The organism is Streptomyces sp. NPDC057900 (genome assembly GCF_042887885.1).
Lineage (GTDB): Bacteria > Actinomycetota > Actinomycetes > Streptomycetales > Streptomycetaceae > Streptomyces.
Window position 1 is genome coordinate 1,209,830 of sequence record NZ_JBHVOI010000001.1, and the last position, 20,920, is coordinate 1,230,749.

General features: G+C 69.9%; 20 protein-coding genes. 5 read left to right on the plus strand and 15 right to left on the minus strand.

The window, feature by feature from the left end:
* Positions 1 to 13: 13 nt before the first annotated feature.
* The 6 genes from murJ to ACFVQ0_RS04970 form a co-directional block, all read right to left on the minus strand.
* Positions 14 to 1,729: a murein biosynthesis integral membrane protein MurJ gene (gene murJ, locus ACFVQ0_RS04945; RefSeq protein WP_390085390.1), complete on the minus strand. Its 1,716-nt coding sequence runs from the start codon at positions 1,727 to 1,729 to the stop codon at positions 14 to 16.
* A 490-nt stretch (positions 1,730 to 2,219) separates the two neighbouring features.
* On the minus strand, positions 2,220 to 3,092 hold the full coding sequence (locus ACFVQ0_RS04950) for an amino acid ABC transporter permease (RefSeq protein WP_390084604.1): 873 nt from the start codon (positions 3,090 to 3,092) through the stop codon (positions 2,220 to 2,222).
* On the minus strand, positions 3,089 to 3,733 hold the full coding sequence (locus ACFVQ0_RS04955; protein WP_073735138.1) for an amino acid ABC transporter permease: 645 nt from the start codon (positions 3,731 to 3,733) through the stop codon (positions 3,089 to 3,091). The genes ACFVQ0_RS04950 and ACFVQ0_RS04955 overlap by 4 nt, the downstream gene beginning before the upstream one ends.
* Positions 3,734 to 3,749: 16 nt before the next feature.
* Positions 3,750 to 4,661, minus strand: a complete 912-nt coding sequence (locus ACFVQ0_RS04960; protein WP_390084606.1) for a glutamate ABC transporter substrate-binding protein — start codon at positions 4,659 to 4,661, stop codon at positions 3,750 to 3,752.
* Positions 4,662 to 4,675: 14 nt separating this feature from the next.
* The gene (locus tag ACFVQ0_RS04965; RefSeq protein ID WP_390084608.1) at positions 4,676 to 5,419 is read right to left on the minus strand and encodes an amino acid ABC transporter ATP-binding protein; all 744 of its coding nucleotides are present in this window, start codon (positions 5,417 to 5,419) and stop codon (positions 4,676 to 4,678) included.
* 144 nt (positions 5,420 to 5,563) lie between these two features.
* Positions 5,564 to 6,004: a DUF6278 family protein gene (locus ACFVQ0_RS04970; RefSeq protein ID WP_390084610.1), complete on the minus strand. Its 441-nt coding sequence runs from the start codon at positions 6,002 to 6,004 to the stop codon at positions 5,564 to 5,566.
* 398 nt (positions 6,005 to 6,402) lie between these two features.
* Here ACFVQ0_RS04970 and ACFVQ0_RS04975 point away from each other — a divergent pair, with 398 nt between their 5' ends.
* Positions 6,403 to 7,590 (plus strand): Cmx/CmrA family chloramphenicol efflux MFS transporter, encoded by a 1,188-nt coding sequence (locus tag ACFVQ0_RS04975; RefSeq protein WP_390084612.1) that lies wholly within the window; start codon positions 6,403 to 6,405, stop codon positions 7,588 to 7,590.
* 54 nt (positions 7,591 to 7,644) lie between these two features.
* Here ACFVQ0_RS04975 and ACFVQ0_RS04980 read toward each other — a convergent pair whose 3' ends face one another.
* From ACFVQ0_RS04980 to ACFVQ0_RS04990, 3 genes are all read right to left on the minus strand, one after another.
* Positions 7,645 to 8,424, minus strand: coding sequence for an exodeoxyribonuclease III (locus tag ACFVQ0_RS04980; RefSeq protein ID WP_390084614.1), 780 nt, complete (start codon positions 8,422 to 8,424; stop codon positions 7,645 to 7,647).
* A gap of 64 nt (positions 8,425 to 8,488) precedes the next feature.
* Entirely contained in the window at positions 8,489 to 9,142 is a 654-nt protein-coding gene (locus ACFVQ0_RS04985) for an MBL fold metallo-hydrolase (RefSeq protein ID WP_390085392.1), read from the minus strand.
* A 22-nt stretch (positions 9,143 to 9,164) separates the two neighbouring features.
* On the minus strand, positions 9,165 to 10,442 hold the full coding sequence (locus tag ACFVQ0_RS04990) for an alpha/beta fold hydrolase (protein ID WP_390084616.1): 1,278 nt from the start codon (positions 10,440 to 10,442) through the stop codon (positions 9,165 to 9,167).
* A 213-nt stretch (positions 10,443 to 10,655) separates the two neighbouring features.
* On the opposite strand from ACFVQ0_RS04990, the gene ACFVQ0_RS04995 reads away from it, so the two are divergent.
* Together ACFVQ0_RS04995 and ACFVQ0_RS05000 are read left to right on the plus strand one after the other, a co-directional pair.
* Positions 10,656 to 11,657, plus strand: a complete 1,002-nt coding sequence (locus ACFVQ0_RS04995) for an Acg family FMN-binding oxidoreductase (RefSeq protein WP_390084618.1) — start codon at positions 10,656 to 10,658, stop codon at positions 11,655 to 11,657.
* A gap of 268 nt (positions 11,658 to 11,925) precedes the next feature.
* Complete coding sequence (locus tag ACFVQ0_RS05000; protein ID WP_390084620.1) at positions 11,926 to 12,618, plus strand: response regulator; 693 nt, start codon at positions 11,926 to 11,928, stop codon at positions 12,616 to 12,618.
* 24 nt (positions 12,619 to 12,642) lie between these two features.
* Here the strand turns inward: ACFVQ0_RS05000 and ACFVQ0_RS05005 are convergent, their stop codons facing one another.
* Together ACFVQ0_RS05005 and ACFVQ0_RS05010 are read right to left on the minus strand one after the other, a co-directional pair.
* Complete coding sequence (locus tag ACFVQ0_RS05005) at positions 12,643 to 14,376, minus strand: GAF domain-containing protein (RefSeq protein WP_390084622.1); 1,734 nt, start codon at positions 14,374 to 14,376, stop codon at positions 12,643 to 12,645.
* Positions 14,377 to 14,664: 288 nt separating this feature from the next.
* Entirely contained in the window at positions 14,665 to 15,525 is an 861-nt protein-coding gene (locus ACFVQ0_RS05010) for a universal stress protein (protein ID WP_390084624.1), read from the minus strand.
* Positions 15,526 to 15,904: 379 nt separating this feature from the next.
* On the opposite strand from ACFVQ0_RS05010, the gene ACFVQ0_RS05015 reads away from it, so the two are divergent.
* The gene (locus ACFVQ0_RS05015) at positions 15,905 to 16,894 is read left to right on the plus strand and encodes an Acg family FMN-binding oxidoreductase (protein ID WP_390084626.1); all 990 of its coding nucleotides are present in this window, start codon (positions 15,905 to 15,907) and stop codon (positions 16,892 to 16,894) included.
* A gap of 134 nt (positions 16,895 to 17,028) precedes the next feature.
* Here the strand turns inward: ACFVQ0_RS05015 and ACFVQ0_RS05020 are convergent, their stop codons facing one another.
* Both ACFVQ0_RS05020 and ACFVQ0_RS05025 read right to left on the minus strand, forming a co-directional pair.
* Positions 17,029 to 17,478, minus strand: a complete 450-nt coding sequence (locus tag ACFVQ0_RS05020; protein WP_390084628.1) for an Hsp20/alpha crystallin family protein — start codon at positions 17,476 to 17,478, stop codon at positions 17,029 to 17,031.
* A 96-nt stretch (positions 17,479 to 17,574) separates the two neighbouring features.
* Positions 17,575 to 18,483: a universal stress protein gene (locus ACFVQ0_RS05025; RefSeq protein WP_390084630.1), complete on the minus strand. Its 909-nt coding sequence runs from the start codon at positions 18,481 to 18,483 to the stop codon at positions 17,575 to 17,577.
* 175 nt (positions 18,484 to 18,658) lie between these two features.
* Between ACFVQ0_RS05025 and ACFVQ0_RS05030 the strand changes: the two genes are divergently transcribed.
* Positions 18,659 to 18,892, plus strand: coding sequence for a universal stress protein (locus tag ACFVQ0_RS05030; RefSeq protein ID WP_390084632.1), 234 nt, complete (start codon positions 18,659 to 18,661; stop codon positions 18,890 to 18,892).
* Here the strand turns inward: ACFVQ0_RS05030 and ACFVQ0_RS05035 are convergent.
* Complete coding sequence (locus ACFVQ0_RS05035; protein WP_390084634.1) at positions 18,843 to 19,523, minus strand: helix-turn-helix domain-containing protein; 681 nt, start codon at positions 19,521 to 19,523, stop codon at positions 18,843 to 18,845. The genes ACFVQ0_RS05030 and ACFVQ0_RS05035 overlap by 50 nt on opposite strands.
* A 190-nt stretch (positions 19,524 to 19,713) precedes the next feature.
* Positions 19,714 to 20,727: a LuxR family transcriptional regulator gene (locus tag ACFVQ0_RS05040; RefSeq protein ID WP_390084636.1), complete on the minus strand. Its 1,014-nt coding sequence runs from the start codon at positions 20,725 to 20,727 to the stop codon at positions 19,714 to 19,716.
* Between the last annotated feature and the right edge of the window lie 193 nt (positions 20,728 to 20,920).

Consider the following 20,920-nt stretch of genomic DNA (forward strand, 5'->3'; position numbering starts at 1 on the left):
GCGGGTCCCGGGCTCAGCCCCGGCGCAGCCGGCTCCGGACGGCCGCCAGTGCGGTGCTGACCTCGGTCAGCCGCAGCGGACGCGCCAGCAGCGCCACCACCAGGAGGAGGACCGCCATCCCGGTGCCCGCCGCGCCGAAGTCCCCGAGCCCGGACCCTGCCGTGTCCACGGCGCGGGCCGCCGCGTACGCCAGCAGCCCCGCCGGCAAGCAGGCGGCCACCAGCCGCGCGTGCGCCCGCACTCCGGGCGAGCGCGACAGCGAGGGCCGCTCCGCGCCGCTCCCGGAGACCCTGCGGTGCAGTACGTACGCCGTGACGGCGAACCCGGCGAAGAGCGCGACGGAGTACGCCCCGGCCATTCCGGTGACCGCCCAGCGCGCGGGGAGCAGCAGGTAGGCGGCGACCGCGAGGCCGGCGTTGAGCGCCGCGATGACCAGGTTCAGGAGGAACGGGGTGCGGGTGTCGCTCATCGCGTAGAAGCCGCGGGAGAGCACGTACTGCCCGGAGTAGGCGATGAGCCCCGGTGCGAAGGCCGCCATCATGCCCGCCATCACGGTGATGTCGGCCGGGCCCGTCTGCCCGTAGCCGAACACCGCCCCCATCACCCACGGCGCGAGCGCCAGCAGCGCGGCGGCGGCCGGGACCACCACGGCGGCCGAGGTCCGCAGGGCGTACGAGACGTCCCGCCGCACCCCGGCCAGATCGCCCTCGGCCGCCGCCCGGCTCATCCTGGGCATCAGCGCCGTGACGAGGCTGACGGTCACGATGCCCTGCGGCACCACCCACAGCTGGAAGGCGTAGCTGTACGCGGTGTATCCCGCGCCGCCGGCCACGCCCTGGTCCACGGCGTGCTGGCCGGTCGCGGTGGAGAGCCGGGTCACCACCCAGTAGGCGGCCTGGTTGGTCAGCACCAGCATGACGAGCCAGCCGGCCGCGCGCAGCGGCCGGGTGAGACCGCTGCCGCGCCAGTCGAACCTCGGCCGCCAGCGGAACTTCGCGGCGCGCAGGGCGGGTACGAGGGCCAGGGTCTGTACGGCGATCCCGGCCGTGGTCCCCCAGCCGAGCAACTGGGCCTGGGCGGCGGTGAGGCTGCCGTCCGAGTCGGCCGCGGTCCAGAGGTAGAGCCCGAACACGGCGATGATCACGACGTTGTTGAGGACCGGGGTCCACATCATCGCCCCGAACCTGTTGCGGGCGTTGAGCACCTGTCCCAGGAGGGTGAAGAGCCCGTAGAAGAGGATCTGCGGCAGGCAGTACCGGGCCAGCGCGATGGTGAGTTCGGCCTGGTCGCCGTCGTAGGTGGGCGCGTACAGGGAGATGATCAGCGGTGCGCCGACGACGGCGAGCGCGGTGAGGGCGAGGAGCCCGGCCGTGCAGAGGGTGAGGAGCCGGTCGGTGTAGGCGGCCCCGCCGTCGGTGTGTTCCTTGGCGACACGGACGAGTTCGGGGACGAAGACGGCGTTCAGGGCGCCGCCGATCAGCAGCATGTACAGGATGTTGGGCAGGGTGTTGGCGACCGTGTAGCCGTCGGCCCGCAGCCCGGTGCCGAGTGCGGCGACCACGACCGCCGAGCGTATGAATCCGGTGGCCCGCGAGACGACGGAGCCGGCGGCCATGACGGCGCCGCTGCGCAGCACCGAGCGGGAACCCGACCGCGCGTCCTGCCGCTCCCGCTGCTCCTGCTCCTGCTCCTGCGTGGCGGCGCCGGTGGTCGCGTCCGCGGCCGTCACCGGCGCGCCGGGCAGGCCCGGTCCGTCCGGGTCGGGGTGGTGTTGCCGTCTGCTCCGCGCACCGATGTCTCCCACTCTCCGAGGGTCTCCACGACCTCCTCGCCGGTGCCGGACCGCGGCGAGGCGGGCGGGGCGGTCCGAGGGGGCGGTCGTCGGGATCGAAGGGGGGACGATACCGGACAGTGCGGGGGAGCGTTTTCGCGGCGGTGGCGTGGGCCGCCGGGGGCGTCACGGCGGACGCCGGGCCGGCCGTTCCCCGTGGGCCCGGAGTGGTTCTCCGGCTCCCACGGCGACCCGGCCGGTCACCGACGCGCCCCGATGGCCGACACCGTCGGCCCGTTGCGCACCGAGCACGGCCCGGCCGGCTCACAGCTGACCTTCCCCTCGCCGGTCCGTACCGTCACGCGGTCCGTACCGTTGCACGAGAAGTGATCACCGGCTGCTACCGGGCGGGCACCGCTCCCGGGCACCGCCTCACGGCAGTTCCCGGCTACCGCGCTCCCGGCTGGAGCGTTCCTGGTCGGGCGGGTGCGACGTCCACCGCCTCCGTCTTCGGATTGCGCCGCTGCCGCTTCGCCACCCAGGTCGCGAACCAGGAGAGCAGCATGCACATCCCGATGTAGATCGGCGAGATCACCATCACCACAGGGATGAAGGGAAGATCGTAGTCGAGGTTGGAGGCGATGAGCTTCCCGGCATGAAGGAATTCCTCGTAAGTGATCAGATAGCCGAGCGAAGTGTCCTTCAGCGCCACCACCAGCTGGCTGATGATGGTGGGCAGCATCGCGCGCACCGCCTGTGGGGCCAGTACGAAGGTCGTGACCTGCGTCTTGCGCATGCCCAGCGCGAACGCCGCCTCGTGCTGGCCGCGTTCCACCGAGTTGATGCCGGAGCGGAACACCTCGGCGAGCACCGAGCCGTTGTACAGGGTCAGCCCGGCGACCAGCGCGGGCAGCGGCTGCACCTTCAGCGCGACGAAGATGAAGAAGATCATCACCAGTACGGGCATGGCGCGGAAGAACTCGACGAGAACGGTGGCCACCCAGCGCACCGGCCGGTGGTCGGAGAGCCGCCCGACGGCCAGTACGGCCCCGAGGGCGAGGGAGAGCACCGCGGCGTACGCGAACGCCTTGAGGGTGTTGCCGAGGCCGCGCAGCAGCAGTTCCTGGATGCCCTTGTACTCGAAGGGTGTCCATTTGGCGCTGGTGAACTGGTCGGTGTCGAAGAGCAGGTAGATGACCCAGCCGACGAGGGCGAGGATCAGGACCGTCGAGACGACTCCGTAGACGAGGTGCCGTCTGCGGGTCAGCGGTCCGGGGATGTCGTAGAGCGCGGTGGCGGAGGGCGTGGGGTGACTGGTCATCGGGCGACTCCCCAGCGCTTCTCCATCACGTTGAAGACCGCGCTGATGGACAGCGTGATGATCAGGTAGCCGACGGCGATCCAGACGAACGTCCAGATGATGCTGTATCCCAGCTCGTTGAGGGTCTTGTAGGTGCCGAGCAGTTCGGTGACGCTGAACGCCCCGGCGATCGCGGAGTTCTTGGCCAGTGCGATGAGCGTCGAGCCGATCGGTGGGATCACCGAGCGGAACGCCTGCGGCAGCACCACGTTGCCGAGTGTCTGCCCGAAGGTCATGCCGAGGCTGCGCGCGGCCTCACCCTGGCCCGTGGGCACGGTGTTGATGCCGGAGCGCAGCACCTCGCAGATGAAGGCGGAGGTGTAGCAGCCGAGGGCGATGACCGCGAACACCTTGAACGGGAGTACCAGGCCGAAGCGTGGCAGGCCGAGCAGTACGGCGAAGAAGAGCAGGGTGAGCGGGGTGTTGCGGAGCACCATGACCCAGACGGTGCCGATCACCCGGAACGAGCCGACCGGTGCGACCCGGCAGGAGGCCATCACGAAGCCGAGGACCATCGCCAGGATCGAGGCGTAGACGGTGAGTTCGAGGGTGCCGAGGAAGCCCTTGCCGTAGAGCGAGAAGTTCTCGGTGAGTACGTCCATGGTTCTGGTCGTCCTCTCAGGTCGCCGGGTAGCGGTCGATGGGCGGCGGCTTCGGTGCGGGCGCCCCGGAGAGACCGAGCGTGGCCTCGTAGGCCTTCTTCCAGTTGCCGTTCTTCTCGTTGGCTTCCAGCGCGTTGTTCAGCGCGGCCCGCAGGGCGTTGTCGTTGCGCGGGACGCCGATGCCGTACGGCTCCTGCGAGAAGGGCTTGCCGACGACCTTCATCTCGTCGGGCGCCTTGGCGGCGAAGCCGAGCAGGATCGCGTCGTCGGTGGTGACGACGTCGACCTGGTAGGTCAGCAGGTTGTCGACGCAGATGGAGTACGTGTCGTACGAGACCAGGTCGGCCTTCGGGTAGTCGGCGGCGATCCGCTGGTACGGGGTCGAACCCGCCGCGGAGCAGACCGTCTTGCCCGCCAGGTCCTGCGGGCCGTGGATGTCGTTCTCGTCCGTGCGGACCAGCAGCCCCTGCCCGGCCATGTAGTAGGGGCCGGCGAATCCGACGAGCTTCTTGCGCATGTCGTTGATCGTGTAGGTGCCGACGTAGTAGTCGATCTGCCCGTTCTGCAACGCCGTCTCACGGTTGGCGGAGGCGATCGTCTTGAACCGGATCGTCTTGGGGTCGAAGCCGAGCGCGGCCGACATCATCCGGGCGATCTCGATGTCGAAGCCGGAGTAGACGCCGGTGGCGGGGTCCTTCTCGCCCAGGTAGGGCTGGTCCTCCTTGGCGCCCACCCGCAGGTATCCGCGCTTCTTCGCCTGCGTCCAGGTTCTGGAGTCCGGCAGCCGGAAGGCGGTGTCGACCCGGTACACGGGCAGCGCCCCGGCCTTCGGGCCCTTCACCGGCGGGCTGCCGTCCTTGCCGCAGCCGGCGGCGAGGAGGGCCAGCAGCAGGACGGCACAGACGGCCAGTACTTTTCTCGTACGCAACACAGGGCCTCCCGTCAGTGCTTGAGGATCTTGGACAGGAAGTCCTTGGCGCGGTCGCTCTCCGGTGCGGTGAAGAAGTCCTCCGGGACGCGGTCCTCGACGATGCGGCCGTCGGCCATGAAGACGACCCGGTTGGCGGCGGACCGGGCGAAGCCCATCTCGTGCGTGACGACAACCATCGTCATGCCCTCCCGGGCGAGCTGCTGCATCACTTCCAGCACCTCGTTGATCATCTCCGGGTCGAGCGCGGAGGTGGGCTCGTCGAAGAGGAGCGCCTTGGGGTCCATCGCGAGGGCGCGGGCGATGGCCACCCGCTGCTGCTGGCCGCCGGAGAGCTGGGCCGGGTACTTGTCGGCCTGCGCGGCGAGCCCCACGCGGTCCAGCAGTTCCCGGGAGCGCCGGTCGGCCTCGTCCTTCTTCCGCTTGCGGACCTTGAGCTGGGCGAGCGAGACGTTCGCCAGTACGGTCTTGTGCGCGAACAGGTTGAACGACTGGAAGACCATGCCGACTTCGGCCCTCAGCTCGGCGAGCCCCCTGCCTTCCTCGGGAAGGGGTCTGCCGTCGAGCGTGATGTGGCCCGACTCGATCGTTTCGAGCCGGTTGATCGTCCGGCAGAGCGTTGACTTGCCGGAGCCCGAGGGGCCGATGACCACCACCACCTCTCCGCGGCCGACGGTGAGATTGATGTCCTGCAGTACGTGCAACTTTCCGTAGAACTTATTGACGTCACGCAGCTCGATCAACGGATCGACGGCCATACGCTGCCCTACCCACTTGTCCGCTTGGTCCAGGTCAGCGCAAACTATCCATCCCGGCAAGGGACTTCACACCCGACACGCGTAAATGGGGCATAAGGCGTTTTATCTAGCCGGGCCGCGGAACGGGTCCGGATACCGGCCTTCTCAGCCCTCGGCCGACTCCGAGTAGAGCTGGGACAGCTCGGGGCTGCCGGACATCGCCCAGCCCAGACCGGCCTCGACCACATCGATCTCACGCCCGGACGCGAGCCGCACCACGGGCTGACCGCTCGGCCAGATGTGCCAGTGCGCGCCGGGAACGTTGCGCACCAGTACCGTGCCCAGGTAGAGCCCCGCGTCGTTGCCCAGCCAGGGCAGCTCCTCCGGATCCTCGCGCCAGCGTGGCGGAAGCTGGTCCAGAGCCGCCAACGAGGCCGGGCTGTCGTCGAGTTCGAGCCCACGCTCCCCCGCCCGGACGCGGAGCAGGTCACATTCGGCGAGCAACTGGGCCACGCCTTCCGGATCGGCGTCGACGGCGGCGGCGAGCCCCGTCTCCGGCGTACCGTCGTGACGCTTACGCCAGTTGTCCAAGAAAGGGATGTTCATACCGCTCAGGGTCGCATCCCGGCCCGTGTCCGCACCACAGGACGCGCGGCCCGCTGAAAGCGGTGGTGACGGCCCGCCGCGGGCTGGTACTTTCGCCTCATGTGCAGCCCCGAGTCCGACAGAATCCGGCCACCGGTCCGCGGTGGCCTCCGGACCGGCCGGACCTGAGGGTCCTCGCCGGCCGCAGACGGCTGCCGTCCCGGACCCATGCGGTCGCGGGTTGCCTTTCGGCCTACGCACCGGGGTGCTGATCCCCCGGTATTCACGGCTCCGCCGACGTGCCGGCTCACGGCCACGATCGCGCTGACCGTTCCGCCGTGTCACCGCTCGTCGAATCGAGCGGGTGCGGCCCGCTTCCCCAACCGGTTCTGTCCATCAGCCGTCCATGGGGTTCCTTCATGCCATTTTCCGTATACGCGCTCGGGCTCGCCGTCTTCGCGCAGGGCACTTCCGAGTTCATGCTGTCCGGCCTGCTCTCGGGCATCTCCGCCGAGCTCCACGTCTCCATCCCCGCCGCGGCCCTCCTGACGTCGGCCTTCGCCGTCGGGCTCGTGATCGGGGCGCCGTTGATGGCGCTGCTGGGGCGTAACTGGCCCCGCCGCCGCGCCCTGTTGTTCTTCCTCGGCGTCTTCGCGGCCGTCCATGTCATCGGCGCGGTCACCTCCAGCTACGGTCTGCTGCTCGCGACGCGGGTCGTCGGCGCGCTGGCGAACGCCGGATTCTGGGCCGTCGCCCTGGTGACCGCGGTCGCCCTGGCCGGGCCCGGGGCCCGCGCCCGCGCCACCTCCGTGGTGGTCGGGGGCGTCACCGTCGCCTGTGTGGCGGGGGTGCCGGCCGGGGCGTGGCTGGGCGGGCAGTGGGGGTGGCGGGCGGCGTTCTGGGCCGTCGCCCTCGTCTCGCTGCCGGCGATCGCCGTGATCGCGGCGGCGATTCCGGCGGGCCGGCCCCCGTCCGCCCTGCCGAGCGCCCGCGCCGAACTGAGCAGCCTGTCCGGGCGCGGACTGCGGCTGACGCTGCTGACGAGCGCGCTCGTCCAGGGCGCGACCTTCTGCGCGTTCTCGTACCTCGAACCGATCGTCACGCGGGTCACCGGGTTCGGCTCCGCGTGGGTGCCGGTCCTGCTCGCCCTGTTCGGGGTCGGCTCGTTCATCGGGGTCACCGTCTGCGGCCGGGTCATCGACTCCCGGCCCGTCGCGCTGACCGCCGCCGGTCTGGTGGCGCTGGCCCTCGGCTGGGCCCTGTTCGCGTGTACGGCGGGCAGCCCGGCGTCGGTGGTGGTCCTCGTTCTCGTCCAGGGGATGCTGGCGTTCGGCACCGGCACCGCGCTGATCTCGCACGTGTTCCGGCTGGCGGCCGGTGCGCCGACGCTGGCCGGGTCTTTCGCCACCGCGGCGTTCAACGTGGGCGGCGCGCTCGGACCGTGGCTCGGCGGGCTCGCGATCGGTGCGGGGTACGGCTTCCGGGCGCCGCTCTGGGTGAGCGCGCTGCTGATGGCCCTGGCGCTCGCTACCGCCGGGACCGCATGGGCCTGCCGCCCGGCGCCGGAGGCGGCAGCCGTGCCGGGCGGGGCAGCGGGCCCCGGCTGATCGTCGCGTGAAAGAAGCTGTGCGGGCTCGGACACCCGAGCCCGCACACACTGCTCAGAGGTCGAGGTCGACGACCACCGGGGCGTGGTCGGACGCGCCCTTGCCCTTGCGCTCCTCGCGGTCCACGTAGCTGTCCTTGACGGCGGCGGTGAACGGGGCGTTGCCGTAGACGAGGTCGATCCGCATGCCCTTGTTCTTCGGGAAGCGCAGCTCGCGGTAGTCCCAGAAGGTGTAGGGGCGGTCGTACTTCAGGGGGCGCGGCACGATGTCGGAGAGGCCCTCCTCGCGCAGCGCCGCGAGGGCGGCCCGCTCGGCGGGCGTGACATGGGTGGCGCCTTCGAAGAGGGCCGGGTCCCAGACGTCCTCGTCGGTCGGGGCGACGTTGAAGTCACCGATGACCGCGAACGGCAGCGCTCCGGCGGCGTCCGCCGCGACCGCCGTCTGCAGCGCCTCGAACCAGCTCAGCTTGTACGCGTAGTGCTCGTGCTCGACCTCGCGGCCGTTGGGGACGTACACCGACCAGAGGCGCAGCGGACCGCAGGTCGCGCTGATCGCGCGCGGCTCCTGCACGCCGTCGTACGCGGGGCCGTCCGGAAGCCCCGTCACGACGTCGGACAGCCCGGCCCGGGAGACGATCGCCACCCCGTTCCACCGGCCGGTGGCGTTGACCGCGGATTCGTAACCGAGCTCGCGGAGCGCCTCCGCGGGGAACTGCTCCGCGGTGCACTTGGTCTCCTGGATGCACAGCACGTCCGTGCCGGTGCTCTCCAGCCAGGCGAGCAGCCGGGGCAGGCGGGCGGTGATCGAATTGACGTTCCAGGTGGCGATGCGCATGTACGTAAACCTAGCGGCTCCCACTGACATCGATACGCGCGGCGGCCGCCGGGGCGCCGCCCGCTCACACCTCCGTCGACTCCCCCGGCGCCAGCCGGCCGTGGTCGGTACCGCCGAGGCCGCCGATCTGGTTGTCGTAGACCGGGCGGGCGAGATCGGTGAGCAGCGCGTCGTGGATGTCGATGGCGCGGCGCGGCTTCACCTCTCGGACGTAGTCGATGACCTCGGAGATCTTGTTCCACGGCGCCATCACCGGAAGCATCAGCGTGTCGACCGGCCGGTCGGGCACCGTGAGCGCGTCACCGGGGTGGAAGAGCGAGCCGTCGACCAGGAAGCCGATGTTGGTGATCCTCGGGATGTCCGGGTGGATCACCGCGTGGAGTTCGCCGTGCACCTGGACGTCGAACCCGGCGGCGGTGAAGGTGTCACCGTGCCCGACGGTGTGGACCCGCCCGGGGAACGCCGCGCTCAGCTGCCCGGCCACGCTGCGCAGGGTCCACACCTCGGCGGCGGGGTTGGCCTCCAGGCCGGCCCGCAGCCGCTCCTCGTTGTAGTGGTCGGGGTGTTCGTGTGTGACCAGGATGGCCTCCGCGCCGATCGCGGCGTCCTGTTCGGAGAAGCCGCCCGGGTCGATGACGAGCGTGCGCCCGGCCTTCTCCAGACGGATGCAGGAGTGGAACTTCTTGGTCAGCGTGAGCGCGAACGGCTCGGGATTCACAGCGTTCATGTGTCCCATCCTGCTACGCGGGCGGTGTCGTCTCTGCCTGAATCACCGACTGCGCGACCGTGAAGGCGGCACTCGCGGCCGGAATGCCGCAGTAGACGGCCGTCTGCAGCAGGACCTCCCGGATCTCGACCGGGGTGAGACCGTTGCGCAGGGCCGCGCTGACGTGTGCGGCCAGGCTCTCCAGGTGCCCGGAGGCGACCAGCGCGGTGAGCGTGACAGTGCTGCGCATGCGCCGGTCCAGCCCCTCCCGGCCCCACACCTCGCCCCAGGCGTATCGGGTGACGAGCTCCTGGAAGTCGTCCGTGAACCCGTCGGAGGCGGCCGTGGCCCCGTCCACATGGGCGTCCCCGAGCACCTCGCGGCGGATCCGCATGCCCTGCGGGTACGGATCGGCGCGCCCCTGCGAGGGGTCCGCGGGCCGCGCGGTGGCCGCCGTGATCTCCGCGACGGGCAGTACGGGGGCGGAGAGCCGGGGGGCGAAGGCGGGCGCCGGGATCGCCGCCTGGGTGTCCTGCCAGGCGGCGGAGAAGTGGGTGAGCAGGAGATCGGTGACGGCTCCGGGCTGTTCGACCGGGGCCAGGTGCGAGGCGCCGGGGACCAGGGCCAGCCGGGCATCGGGTATCCCCGCGACCAGGGTGCGGGCGTCACCGGGCCCGGTGACCTGGTCCTCCGCCCCGACCAGGACGAGCGTGGGGACACCGATCCGGCCCAGCTCCCCGCGGATGTCGAAGGCGGCGAGGGCCTCGCAGGCGGCTATGTAGCACCCGGGGTCGGTGGTCCGGACCATCTGGACGGCCCACTCGACGATGGCCGGCTGCGCGGCGGCGAACCCCGAGGTGAACCACCGCTCCGGGGCCGCGCGGGCCATCGGCTCCAGCCCGTTGGTCCGGACGATCACCCCGCGCTGCCGGAACTCGTCGGCGCTGCCGAACCGCGCGGAGGCGGCCACCAGGGCCAGCGATGCCACTCGGTGCGGGTGGCGCAGCGCGAGCTCGGCCCCGATCGCGCCGGCGATGGAGCAGCCCGCGTATCCGAAGCGCTGGACGCCGAGGCCGTCGAGGGTGGCGAGCAGCCGGTCTGCGAGCTCACCGACGGCGGTGGCCGGGTGTGCGGGCGCGCCACCGTGGCCCGGGAGGTCGAAGCGGAAGACTCTCCAGTGCTGGGTGAGCTCGGCTATCTGCCGGTCCCACATGTGCCAGGTGGTGCCGAGGGAGGGGCCGATCACCAGCACGGGTGCGTCTTCGGGCCCGTCAAAGCGGTATTGCAGGGTGTTCGTAGTCGTCTCACTCACCCGACCACGCTCCCACGTCTCACATTTCTCTCACGACAGGGGTCGCGAGACCGGCCGGACCACCCCAGGTATCCGCCGCAGAACGAGGATCTTCAGGACTGACCGCACGGCCATCCGGCCCTCTTCGGGGAAGAACGGCCCCTTTCCGTGCCCGTGCGCGCGGACCGAGGCTTGATGAGTAGCGCTTCCGCACAGTTTCGCCGGGAGATTCAGATGCTGACCACTTCACCGAGCGACACAACGGTGACCGCTCTGGTCACCGACGCCACTGCCGCACCCTCCCTGCACAACTCGCAGCCCTGGCAGTTCCGTTATGACCGCTCCGCCCACGTGATCACGCTACGGGCCGACTTCGCGCGCACCATGCCGGAGGCGGACCCGTCGACCCGCGAGCTCCTCGTGGGCTGCGGAGCCGCTCTGCTGAACCTGCGGGTTTCAGCTGCCCACCACGGTCTGGCAGCGGCGATCGCGCTCCTTCCCGCGCCGGCGGATCCGGCTTTGCTGGCCGAGGCCCGTCTGGCTCCGCCGGCGGATACTCCGGCAGGAGAGGCGGACCCGCGGCTCGCGGAGCTGCATTCAGCGATACCGGACAGACACACCTGCCGCTTCCCATTCGCCGAGCAGCCGATCCCCTCGGGGCTCCGCTCTCTGTTCTCCGATGCCGCACAGGCTGAGCACGCGGAGTTCAGGTTCATCGACTCCATCCATCTGGACACCGTGCTCCAGTTGATCAGCGAGGCCGCGAGGTACGACCGCGTGGACCCCGCGCGTGATGCGGAACTGCGCTACTGGACCCGGGACACGAAGACCGACGCACCCCTCGACGGCGTCCCCGACTACGCGTTCGGTCCGGGGGACGCGTCCGGCAGGTCTACCACCCGCGACTTCGCGGCTACCGCCGCTCCCCCAGGACGTGTCCGGGTCCGGTTCGAGCGACGGCCTCAGCTGGGTCTGCTGAGCACGAGGGGCGACCGTCCGCTGGACTGGCTCAGGGCCGGCCAGGCACTGGAGCGCGTTCTGCTCTCGGCGACCGCGAAGGGCGTCTGCGCCTCCTTCGCGACACAGCCGCTTGAGTGGCCCGAGCTGCGATGGACGTTGCGGGATCCCGTGCTGGGCACGGGACATCCTCAGATGATCATCCGCATGGGATACGGCCCCGTGGGTCCTCGCACTCCACGTCGTCCTCTCCGTCAGGTGCTGGTCATCGAACCGTAGGAACGGATCGTGCTCCGCACAGGGAGATCGTCCGTCTGATGGCCGAGTGGAAGGTCAGCGCACTGCCGTCTCGGGGCGCCGAAGAGAATTCCAGGGCCGGTGCGGGCCTCGTGGACGTACGCATGGACCTTGACGAGCATCCCGTCAGGCGTCCCTGCGCGGGCAGCTCCCACGCAGGGGGGAGCATCGCTCCCCGGGTGCGTCGGGCTTGTCCCTGCGACAATGGCGGGAGGAGGGGCAAAGTGCTCCCGACCTCCAGGGACTGTAGATGTCCGACGACTCGACCGCCTCGGCCGATGCGCAGATCCGCGTCTTCCTTCTCGATGACCATGAAGTGGTCCGCCGGGGAATCCGCGATCTCCTGGACGCGGAGCCCGGTCTGGAGGTTGTCGGCGAGGCGGCCACCGCCGACCAGGCACTGGCCCGGGGTCCGGCGCTCAGGCCCGATGTCGCCGTGCTGGACGTCCGGCTGTCCGACGGTGACGGCATCACGGTGTGCCGGGAACTGCGCTCGCGCATGCCGGACCTGGCCTGTCTGATGCTGACGTCCTTCGACGACGAGGACGCCCTGCTCGATGCGATCATGGCGGGTGCCGCCGGGTACGTACTGAAGCAGATCAACGGGTCGGATCTGGTGGCTGCTGTCCGGACAGTGGCGAAGGGCCAGTCGATGCTGGATCCCGCGACCACGGCCCGGCTCCTGCGCTCCGTGCGCGGTCCTGAGGCGGGCAGTCACCCGCAGGACGAGAGACTTTCGGTGCTGTCGGAGCGGGAGCACTCCGTCCTCGACCTGATCGGCGAGGGCCTCACCAACCGCCAGATCGCCGAGCGCCTGTATCTGTCGGAGAAGACTGTCAAGAATCACATCTCCCGGCTTCTCGGGAAGCTCGGCGTGGAACGCCGGGTGCAGGCGGCCGTCATCGCGGCGGAAGTACGGGAGCACAGGGAACAGGAGAGCTGATCCATTCACGCGTGCGCAGGCTGCTCAAACGTCTCCCGGGAGCAGCGGCACCCGCCAGTCGAGCACCGTTCCGCCGCGAGGTGTCGGGCATGCGCTGACGGACAGAGTCCCGCCCAGGCGCTCCGCACGCTCTGCCAGATTTCGCAAGCCGCTGCGGTGGGCTCCTTCCGGCATACCGACGCCGTCATCGGTCACGGTCACCACCAGCAGGCCGGCGTCCGCGACCACCGCTACCTCCACCTGGCGCGCCCGCGCGTGGCGGGCGACGTTGCTCAGCGCCTCTCCGATGACCGCGATCATCTGATCGGCCACCTCCACAGGAACGTCCGTGTCGATCAGGCCCTCCATGCGCAGGGCAGGGGCGAAGCCCAGTGCGGGCGTGGCGTTGTCCACCGTCTGAAGGACTCTGGACCTGAGTTTGGGAGTCTTTCCCGGCGTCTCGTGCTCCCTGAGACCGAAGATGGTGGTACGGATGATCTTGATCGTGGAGTCGAGATCATCGATGGCGCGGTTCAACCGCTCGGTGGCTTCGGGGTGCCCGACGAAGGGGCGCGCGCTCTGCAGTGTCATCCCCGTCGCGAAGAGTCGCTGGATCGCCAGGTCATGAAGGTCACGCGCGATCCGGTCGCGGTCCTCCAGGATGCTCACCTGTTCGGCGTCTCTTCGCCGGTCGGCCAGTTCGAGTGCCAGTGCGGCCTGCCCGGCGAAGCTCGGCAGCGCGGCAACCTCGGCGCTGACGAACGTGGGCATGCCGCGACGTCGCGCCAGGACCAGGACGCCGCTCAGGTTCTCCTCGGTCCCCACGCTGACCGCCACCGCCGGTCCGAAGCCCTCCCACCGCTCCGGCTGCACCGTGATCCGGGCGTCGCTGCCGACGTCCGCCATTGTGATGAGGCCGTTCTCGGCAAGTGCGGCAGCCGCAAGAGTCCCCTGGCTGCTCGGCAGCACGATTCCCCGATGGGCGTGGGCCTCCTCCCCCAGAGCGAGCGAACCGGTCAGTTCCCCGTTCGGCCCGACAAGGTAGAAGGCCCCCAGGTCGGCACCGGCGATGTCCACGGCGCGTTCCAGCATTCCTTCGAGAACCTCGGACTCGGTGGAACCTGACAGCAGGGCGCTCGTGAAGTCGGAGCTCGCCGCCAGCCACCTCTGCCGGCGCCGGCCCTCGTCGTAGAGGCGGGCGTTCTCGATGGCGATGCCGGCTGCCACGGCCAGGGTGGCGACGACCGCCTCGTCCTCCTCGTCGAATTCCGGCGCTCCCCGCTTCTCGGTGAGGTAGAGATTCCCGAAGACCTCGTCGCGGACCCGAACGGGCACGCCGAGGAACGAGTGCATGGGCGGGTGATGGGGCGGGAAGCCGTACGAGGCCGGGTGTTCCGAGAGTTCGCTCAGCCTCAGTGGCACCGGGTGGCGGATCAGCTCACCGAGAATTCCGTGCCCGGCGGGGAGGTGGCCGATCAGCTCCCGTACGTCGTCGCTGACGCCGATGGGGATGAACTCGGCCAGCTTCTCGTCATCCCCGATCACGCCCAAAGCACCGTATTCGGCGTCGACCAGCGTGACGGCAGCCTCGACGATCCCGCGCAGAACCTGTGGAAGGTCCAGTTCCCGGCCCACGGACATGACGGCTTCGAGCAGCCCGTTCAGACGATCGCTCGTTCCCCGGACTTCGTCCAGGCGGCCCTGGAGCTCCTCCAGCAGCTCGTCGAGTCTCAGGCGCGGAATCCTGGCCGCCCGGCCCTCCGAGTCATCCCGGCCCATGGCATACCTCCGTGGAGACGATGAGGCCGGACAGCGCGGATCCGCGCTTCCCTCCAACCTAAGCCCGGCCGTCCATCGGCTCACCCCGAAGCGCCGCCCTGCTACTCCACGTGACGTACGAGGCCCTGGCCGTGCGGTGTACGCCGCATTCTGCGGATCTCGGGGATACGGAAGTCCCCTCGCGGGGGTTCGGCAAGCAGCGGGGCGGTTCCGGCCCGGCGGGCCCGGTCAATCGGCGTCAGGACACCGGAACCCGTTCTCCGCGCCGCCGGAGTCACCACAATCGCTTCACACGACAGGGACAGTGATCACCGGGCACATCGCGCGGTGCAGCAGACCGTGAACGACAGAGCCGACGCGCATTCCGGTGTAGCCACCTTGCCCTCTGCGTCCCACCACCACGGCCAGGGCATGCTCGGAAGCCTCTGCCAGAACCTCGACGGGGTACCCGGTCAGCACCTCGTGGTGCAACCTGACGTCCGGGTACTTCTCCGCCCAGCCGGCGAGGGTCTCCGACAACAGGCGACGCTCGGCCCGCAGAGATTCGTCACCCCGGTGGAGCGAGAAGGCCGGGGGCTGCCACACCGCGATGGCGCGCAGCGCGCAACCGCGCAGGGCGGCCTCCTCGAAGGCCAGGACCAGGGCTGCCTTCGAGGACTCGCTTCCGTCGACACCCACCACCAAGTACTGCGGATCCTGAGTGCTGTGCTCCACGTCGCCGACGACGACAACCGGGCAGTGCGCCTGCGCGGCAACGGGTACCACGAGGGAGCCGGCGCTGAGGAACTCCTCCGCACGGTTCAGATGCCGTGAGCCGAGCACCACCATGAGCGCGTCCTTCGAGAGGTGCGCCAGCGTCGGCCCAGGATGTCCGCCCAGGAGCGAAGGCGTCGTCCGCACGCCCGGCCATCGGGCGTGCGCCCAGGCGACCGCCGCCTCCAGCACATCCGCACCAACGCGTTCGAGTTCCATCTGGCGAGGGGTGTCGTCCACGTGCTGGGTGTCGTGCCGGGGCTGGACCACTACGACGAGCCGCAGCGCCGACCGGCGGCGGTGGGTCTCGTCCACGGCCCATGCCAGAGCCAGGTGCCAGTCCTTGGCGGGGTCGATACCGATGACGATTTCGCGGCGGTCCACGTTGCTGCTCATGACAGGTTCCCCATGTCCGGTGCGGGGCGGGTGACGAGTCCGGCCGAACGGTGCGCGTGAGCCGGCGGGCAGAGACCGTGCCTCGCAAGCCGGTCCGGTTGGTACAAGCGTCGGGGCACGGACTCACCTTCAGGTTGCCATCACAGGCCGCGCTGGTCAGGGGCCCTCAGGGGCAAGAAGGGGCCCAAAGGTCCCGGCGCGGCGGAGGTCCCCACCGGAAGGAGTCCGGCGCGGCCCGGTCGGCCCCGGGCCGAGGACCGTTCGGCCCCTCCTGTGCGAGTCATTCCAGTTGGAGACTGTGGTTGAGAACAGTCCCGGACGGCGCACCGAGGCGCCGATCACGTGACGCCGATGGTCACACGCAGAGACAGGACCCCTCATGCCGATGAGTGATGATGATGCGGCAGTGGTGACATCGCTGGTCGAGGATGCCGTGACGGCGCCCTCCATGCACAACTCCCAGCCCTGGAAGTTCGTCCTCTCCACCAGCACCGGGGTGCTCGCCGTCTACGGCGATCCGGTCCGGACCATGCCGGTCGGTGACCCCGACAATCGTGGCCTGCACCTGGGGTGCGGCGCCGCACTGTTCAATCTTCGCGTTGCGGCCGCCCGTCGCGGCTGGACCGCCCTCCCGCGCTTGCTCCCCCACTCGTCGGATTCCTGGCATCTGGCTGATGTGGTGCTCCAGGAGGCCGGCTCCCCGGAAAGGGAGTTGTCGGCGCTGTATCCCGCCGTACGGCAGCGGCACACCAGCCGCTTTCCCTTCTCCGACGAGCAGATTCCGACGGCGATACTCGACGGACTCTCCGCAGCGGCTCAGCTGGAAGGCTGCACGCTCGTTGTCCCGGGAACCTGGCACACGGAAGCCGTCATGGAACTCGTCCATGACTCGGAGCTCTTCGAGTCGGCCAGTACCTCGATGCGCGAGGAGATCGCCGCCTGGACCCGCACCGGCAGGGCAGGCGAAGGGCCGGACACCGAAGGGATTCCCGGTGACGCCTTCGGCCCGAGGCAGTTCGGCGTGAGCGCCCCCGTACGGGACTTCGACACCCTGCGCGTTCAGCGGGCCCGCGCCGAGGCAGTCTTCGAGAAGCAACCGCAGATAGCGCTGCTCGGCACCGTGAATGACGGCTCCGTGGACTGGCTGAGGGCGGGTCAGGCCCTACAGCGCGTGCTTCTTCGGGCCACCCTGGACGGACTCGCGACCTCGCTGATGTCACAGCCTCTCGAATGGCCCGAACTCCGTTCCTTCGCACGCGATCCCAGCTCTGCCACCGGCTTCATCCACATGCTGCTCAGGCTCGGCTACGGTCCTCCGGGAGCGGCCACCCCGCGCAGGCCGGTCGACGAGGTCCTCACCATTAGGTGACCGTGTGTTCGGGGGCGGAGCAGCCGGAAACATTCGGCCGGCGCGACTGGACCCACAACAGTCCGCCGAGATCGGTGGGCCGGACGAGGACAGAGCAGTGGCGGAGTTGCTCCGGTACGCGCTTCGAGCTCATGTCACGCCTCACCCTGGTCGTTGCCGCGCTTCACCGGGACGCTGTACTCGCTCTCCTCCACCCGGTCCAACAGTGCGGCACGAACGGTGAGGACACCGTCCGTGTAGGAGGCATCGACCTTGTCCGGACGGATCGTGCCGGGCAGACGCACCGTTCGTCGGAAGGATCCGTAACGGAACTCGGAGTGCTCCTTGTCCTCCTGCGACTCGGCATGGTCCGCGTGCACAGTGATGAGGTTGTCGTCGACCGTGACACGAATATCCGATTCCGGTTCCATGCCCGGCAGTTGAGCGCGCAGGACGTACTCGCCCTCCCGGTTCGACACCTCGATCGGGATGGAGTGAGCGGCCGACCCGGGACGCCAGCCGGGGAGCCCGGGAAACTCGCTGCCGAACCGGTCCACGAGATCGGGAAGGAAGCTGCGCCTGTGTTCAGCCTTCGCGCGTGTCATCATGTGCTCCTTTCCGGGCCTGGGCGCCCTGCCGCGTGCTGTTTCACCCTTGCGAAACTGGCGGGCGCCACCGAGAGATCGAGTCGACACCAAGGGTCAGTCACGGTTCATCGCCCGCCACCGCGAAGTCGGGGGGATGATTTCGACGGGACACCGCCCGTGATGGAGCAACGCATGACTGACACGCCCCAGCGCCGGTCCCGCCCGGAACACTCGATGCCTGGTGCCCATGACCAGCAGGTCGGTGTGGACCGTCGCCTCGACGAGGACACCGGGGACGCTCGTTCCCGTCTCGACGTGATGGGTGACCGTAAGGCCGGGGCAGCGAGCCCGGACGCGATCGGCCATGGCGGACACCTCGTCCACTCTCTGCTCGGCGATCCCGCCGATGTCGTCGAGCATGGTCGTGACGCTGCCGACGTGAGCCAGCACATCGCACACGCTCATCAGACGCAGTGACGCTTTACGTGCCTGTGCCTCGGCGGCCGCGACCGTCAGCCAGTCGAGATCGGACGCACCGTACACAGCCGCAGTGACCGAACCCGTCTCGGCCCGGTCCAGTCCGCCGCGTACGACAATCACCGGCACCTTCGTCCGCGCCGCCACACCCAGACCTACGGAACCGAGCAGCAAAGCACCGAACCCACCCAGCCCTCTGCTCCCCACGACGATCGTTCCCCGATTCCCGGCAGCCGCGTACAGGACGGCCACCGGCTCCTGCCGGCTGAGTTCCTTCGTCACGGTCAGGCCGGGAAACCGTTCGCCCACGGCGTCTGCTGTGACGGCCAGCAGGTCGCGTGCCGTTTCGCGCAGCGCCCGGATGGTGTCGGCTGACGAGAGGATGGCGCGCCGGTCGGTATCGGTGGCATGGACAATGTGCAGCGGCCGCCCGCGACGGTCGGCTTCCGCGGCCGCCCACAGGGCAGCCGCCCGTGCTTGCGGGGATGCGTCTATGCCGACGACAACAGCCCCGAGTTCCGGGGGGCCGGGAAAGTCGCTGGTCATGGCATCTCCTCGGGAGTGGCCCAGGGGTACTGGACTACCGTCGCACCGAGCGGCAGCAAACGAGGAGGGGCCCTTGGGCCCCGATCGGGACCTGTCGGCCCTCCCGCTGCCGAAAGCGCCCGGCGAGGCTGGATACGTGGTTCCCATCCGGAACCTGGCCCGAGGAGGCCCTGTCATGACTCGTCACGTCACCGTCGGAGTGGACGGCTCGCCCGAAAGTGCTGCGGCAGCGCGATGGGCCGCTCAAGAGGCCGGGCAACGGGATGTTCGACTGCTCCTTGCTTCCCGGGTGCCGCCGGCGTCCCCCACGAGTGAGCACACCGGGAGGGCCGGAGCCGGACTTTCGACGTGCCCCGAAATCAGGCGTCGTCGCCCGGTGCACCAGGCACGACGATCTTGCGCCCGGTGACGCGTCGCGGCGAGAGCACCATGACGTGCCGGCGCCCTTCCCCCGCCCACGGGGTCGAGTACGCGGCCTCTCTGAGCCGGCGAGCCGCTTCCTCCTCCGCCACAGCTCGAACGGCCCCGACGAGCAGCACGCTCCACCCTCTGCTGAAGGCGTCGTCGATGTGATCGGCCTCGAACGCGATCTCTGTGCCGTCGGCGTCGGCGAGCGGGGAGTGCTCGGCCGTGCTGAACATGACCTCACCGTCCAGAACCTGGTAGTTCAACGGCAGCACGACCGGCCCGTCCCCTCCGGCAAGTGCGACCCTCCCCACACCGTGATCACCGAGCAGGGCCCAGGACTCGAATTCATCGAGTTCCACCATTTGGGCCTGCCGGGCAGCTTTCGCGAGCCCCGCAGGCAACTCCTCGGTCGACCCCGTCAGCTCCTCGACGGATGTTTCGAGGGCGTTGGCCAGCCGAAGCAGAAAGCCGCTGCCCGGCGCCGCCGACGAGTGCTCCTCCACGTATTCGATGTAGCCGGGGGCGGCAGCCGCGCGCAACGCCACATCCTGCCTGGACAGCCCGAGCTGCTTGCGACGCGTGGCAACACGTCGGCCGATGTCACCTCTCGCCGAATGCGGTGGTGAGGGCATCCTCGGGCTCCCTGTCTGTCGAGGCACGTCGTACAAGCCAACGCTAGCGAGTGCCGGGGCCCGGCGCAGGATAGAAACGCGCTGGTGTTCATCGGCGAAGGGAGTTCCTTGTGCCCCATCAGCCGACGCCGGAAGGGGGGCACAGCGCCCGTGCGAGGTTCCGCGATGCTCCCTGACCGGCCGCATCGCCTCACGCGGTCAGCCAGCCCCGCAGCGCCGCCTGTACCCCGGCCTGGAACCGGGTCTCCGCGTTCAGGGCCTGCATCAGGCGGGTGATGCGGCGGCGGACCGTATGGACGTGGATGTCGAGGCGCCGGGCCATCGCCTCGTCCTTCAGGCCGGAGGCGAGCATGGTCAGCAGTTCCCGGTCCTCGTCCGTGATCCGGTCGTGCGTGACGGACCCGATGGGGACGGCCCGCTCCCAGACCGACTCGAACAGCGGCACCAGCGCGTTGCTCAGGAGCGCGTCGCTCACCACCAGGGCCGAGGCCGTCGGGTCCGCCGCGTCGGTCGGCGGCAGCAGTGTCACCCGCCGGTCCACCGTGATCAGTTTCGTCGGGAGGTCCGTGCCCACCCGTATCTGGACGCCCTGTACGGCCAGTTCGCCCAGACCCCGGGCGCGCCCCTGGAAGCTCAGCCCCTCGCGGTCCACGGCGACCCGCACCCGTACCCCGCGCCGGACCGGTTCCGCGACGTCCAGGGGCGCGGGCATCCCGTCCGGCCGGCTGGCCGCGTAGGGCGGCCGGTCCAGGAGGGCCACCTCCTCGGTGGCCGACACCAGCAGCGAGGCCACCCGGGCGCCGATCGCGGCCGCGCCCCGGACCGTCTCGATACCGGTGGAGCGGGGGGTGTGCACGGAGCTGAGGAGCTGGGCGGCGATCCGGTCGACGGAGCCGGTGAGCTCCTCCAACTCCGCTGTTCTGTGCAGGAGTTCGGCCTGACGGAGGTGGATCAGGTTGCGCAGGGCGGTGGACGGGGCCACCGCGAGCGGCAGTCCGGCCGCGCCTCTGGCCGGGTGGGTGAAGCTGTGCTCCGCCAGCCGGTCGAGCGCGTTGGTGACCCGGCGGACGCTCAGCCCCAGGGACTGGGCGAGGGCGGTACGGGAGGCGTGCTCGGGGACGTCGAGCAGCGCTTCGTACACCCGGAGTTCGTCCGCTCCGAGCCCGAGCGCCTGCCATTGCGTGTCCCACCCAGTCAGCCCCACTGGCTGAATTCTCGCCTGTCAATGCAGGCCACACAAGTGTGGACGTCCACAAGTGCGCACCCGGAACGCATTGTTCACACCACTGCTCCGGTACTTGCATGTCCCCATCCGTTATCCGTTCATGCAGTGATGGCACCGGAGGGGCACCGTGCGGAGTTCAGCACGCAAGAGATCAGCCAGACCAGGACAGGGA

Bases quoted from the DNA above. Each gene is read 5' to 3' on its own strand.
- ACFVQ0_RS05010 (WP_390084624.1), bottom strand. From the start codon at position 15,525: ATGAGCAGCAACGTGGACCGCCGCGAAATCGTCATCGGTATCGACCCC.
- ACFVQ0_RS05035 (WP_390084634.1), bottom strand. From the start codon at position 19,523: ATGCCCTCACCACCGCATTCGGCGAGAGGTGACATCGGCCGACGTGTT.
- ACFVQ0_RS04970 (WP_390084610.1), bottom strand. From the start codon at position 6,004: ATGAACATCCCTTTCTTGGACAACTGGCGTAAGCGTCACGACGGTACG.
- ACFVQ0_RS05020 (WP_390084628.1), bottom strand. From the start codon at position 17,478: ATGACACGCGCGAAGGCTGAACACAGGCGCAGCTTCCTTCCCGATCTC.
- ACFVQ0_RS04980 (WP_390084614.1), bottom strand. From the start codon at position 8,424: ATGCGCATCGCCACCTGGAACGTCAATTCGATCACCGCCCGCCTGCCC.
- ACFVQ0_RS05000 (WP_390084620.1), top strand. From the start codon at position 11,926: ATGTCCGACGACTCGACCGCCTCGGCCGATGCGCAGATCCGCGTCTTC.
- ACFVQ0_RS05015 (WP_390084626.1), top strand. From the start codon at position 15,905: ATGCCGATGAGTGATGATGATGCGGCAGTGGTGACATCGCTGGTCGAG.
- ACFVQ0_RS04975 (WP_390084612.1), top strand. From the start codon at position 6,403: ATGCCATTTTCCGTATACGCGCTCGGGCTCGCCGTCTTCGCGCAGGGC.
- ACFVQ0_RS04995 (WP_390084618.1), top strand. From the start codon at position 10,656: ATGCTGACCACTTCACCGAGCGACACAACGGTGACCGCTCTGGTCACC.
- ACFVQ0_RS05005 (WP_390084622.1), bottom strand. From the start codon at position 14,376: ATGGGCCGGGATGACTCGGAGGGCCGGGCGGCCAGGATTCCGCGCCTG.
- ACFVQ0_RS04955 (WP_073735138.1), bottom strand. From the start codon at position 3,733: ATGGACGTACTCACCGAGAACTTCTCGCTCTACGGCAAGGGCTTCCTC.
- ACFVQ0_RS04965 (WP_390084608.1), bottom strand. From the start codon at position 5,419: ATGGCCGTCGATCCGTTGATCGAGCTGCGTGACGTCAATAAGTTCTAC.
- ACFVQ0_RS05025 (WP_390084630.1), bottom strand. From the start codon at position 18,483: ATGACCAGCGACTTTCCCGGCCCCCCGGAACTCGGGGCTGTTGTCGTC.
- ACFVQ0_RS04950 (WP_390084604.1), bottom strand. From the start codon at position 3,092: ATGACCAGTCACCCCACGCCCTCCGCCACCGCGCTCTACGACATCCCC.
- ACFVQ0_RS05030 (WP_390084632.1), top strand. From the start codon at position 18,659: ATGACTCGTCACGTCACCGTCGGAGTGGACGGCTCGCCCGAAAGTGCT.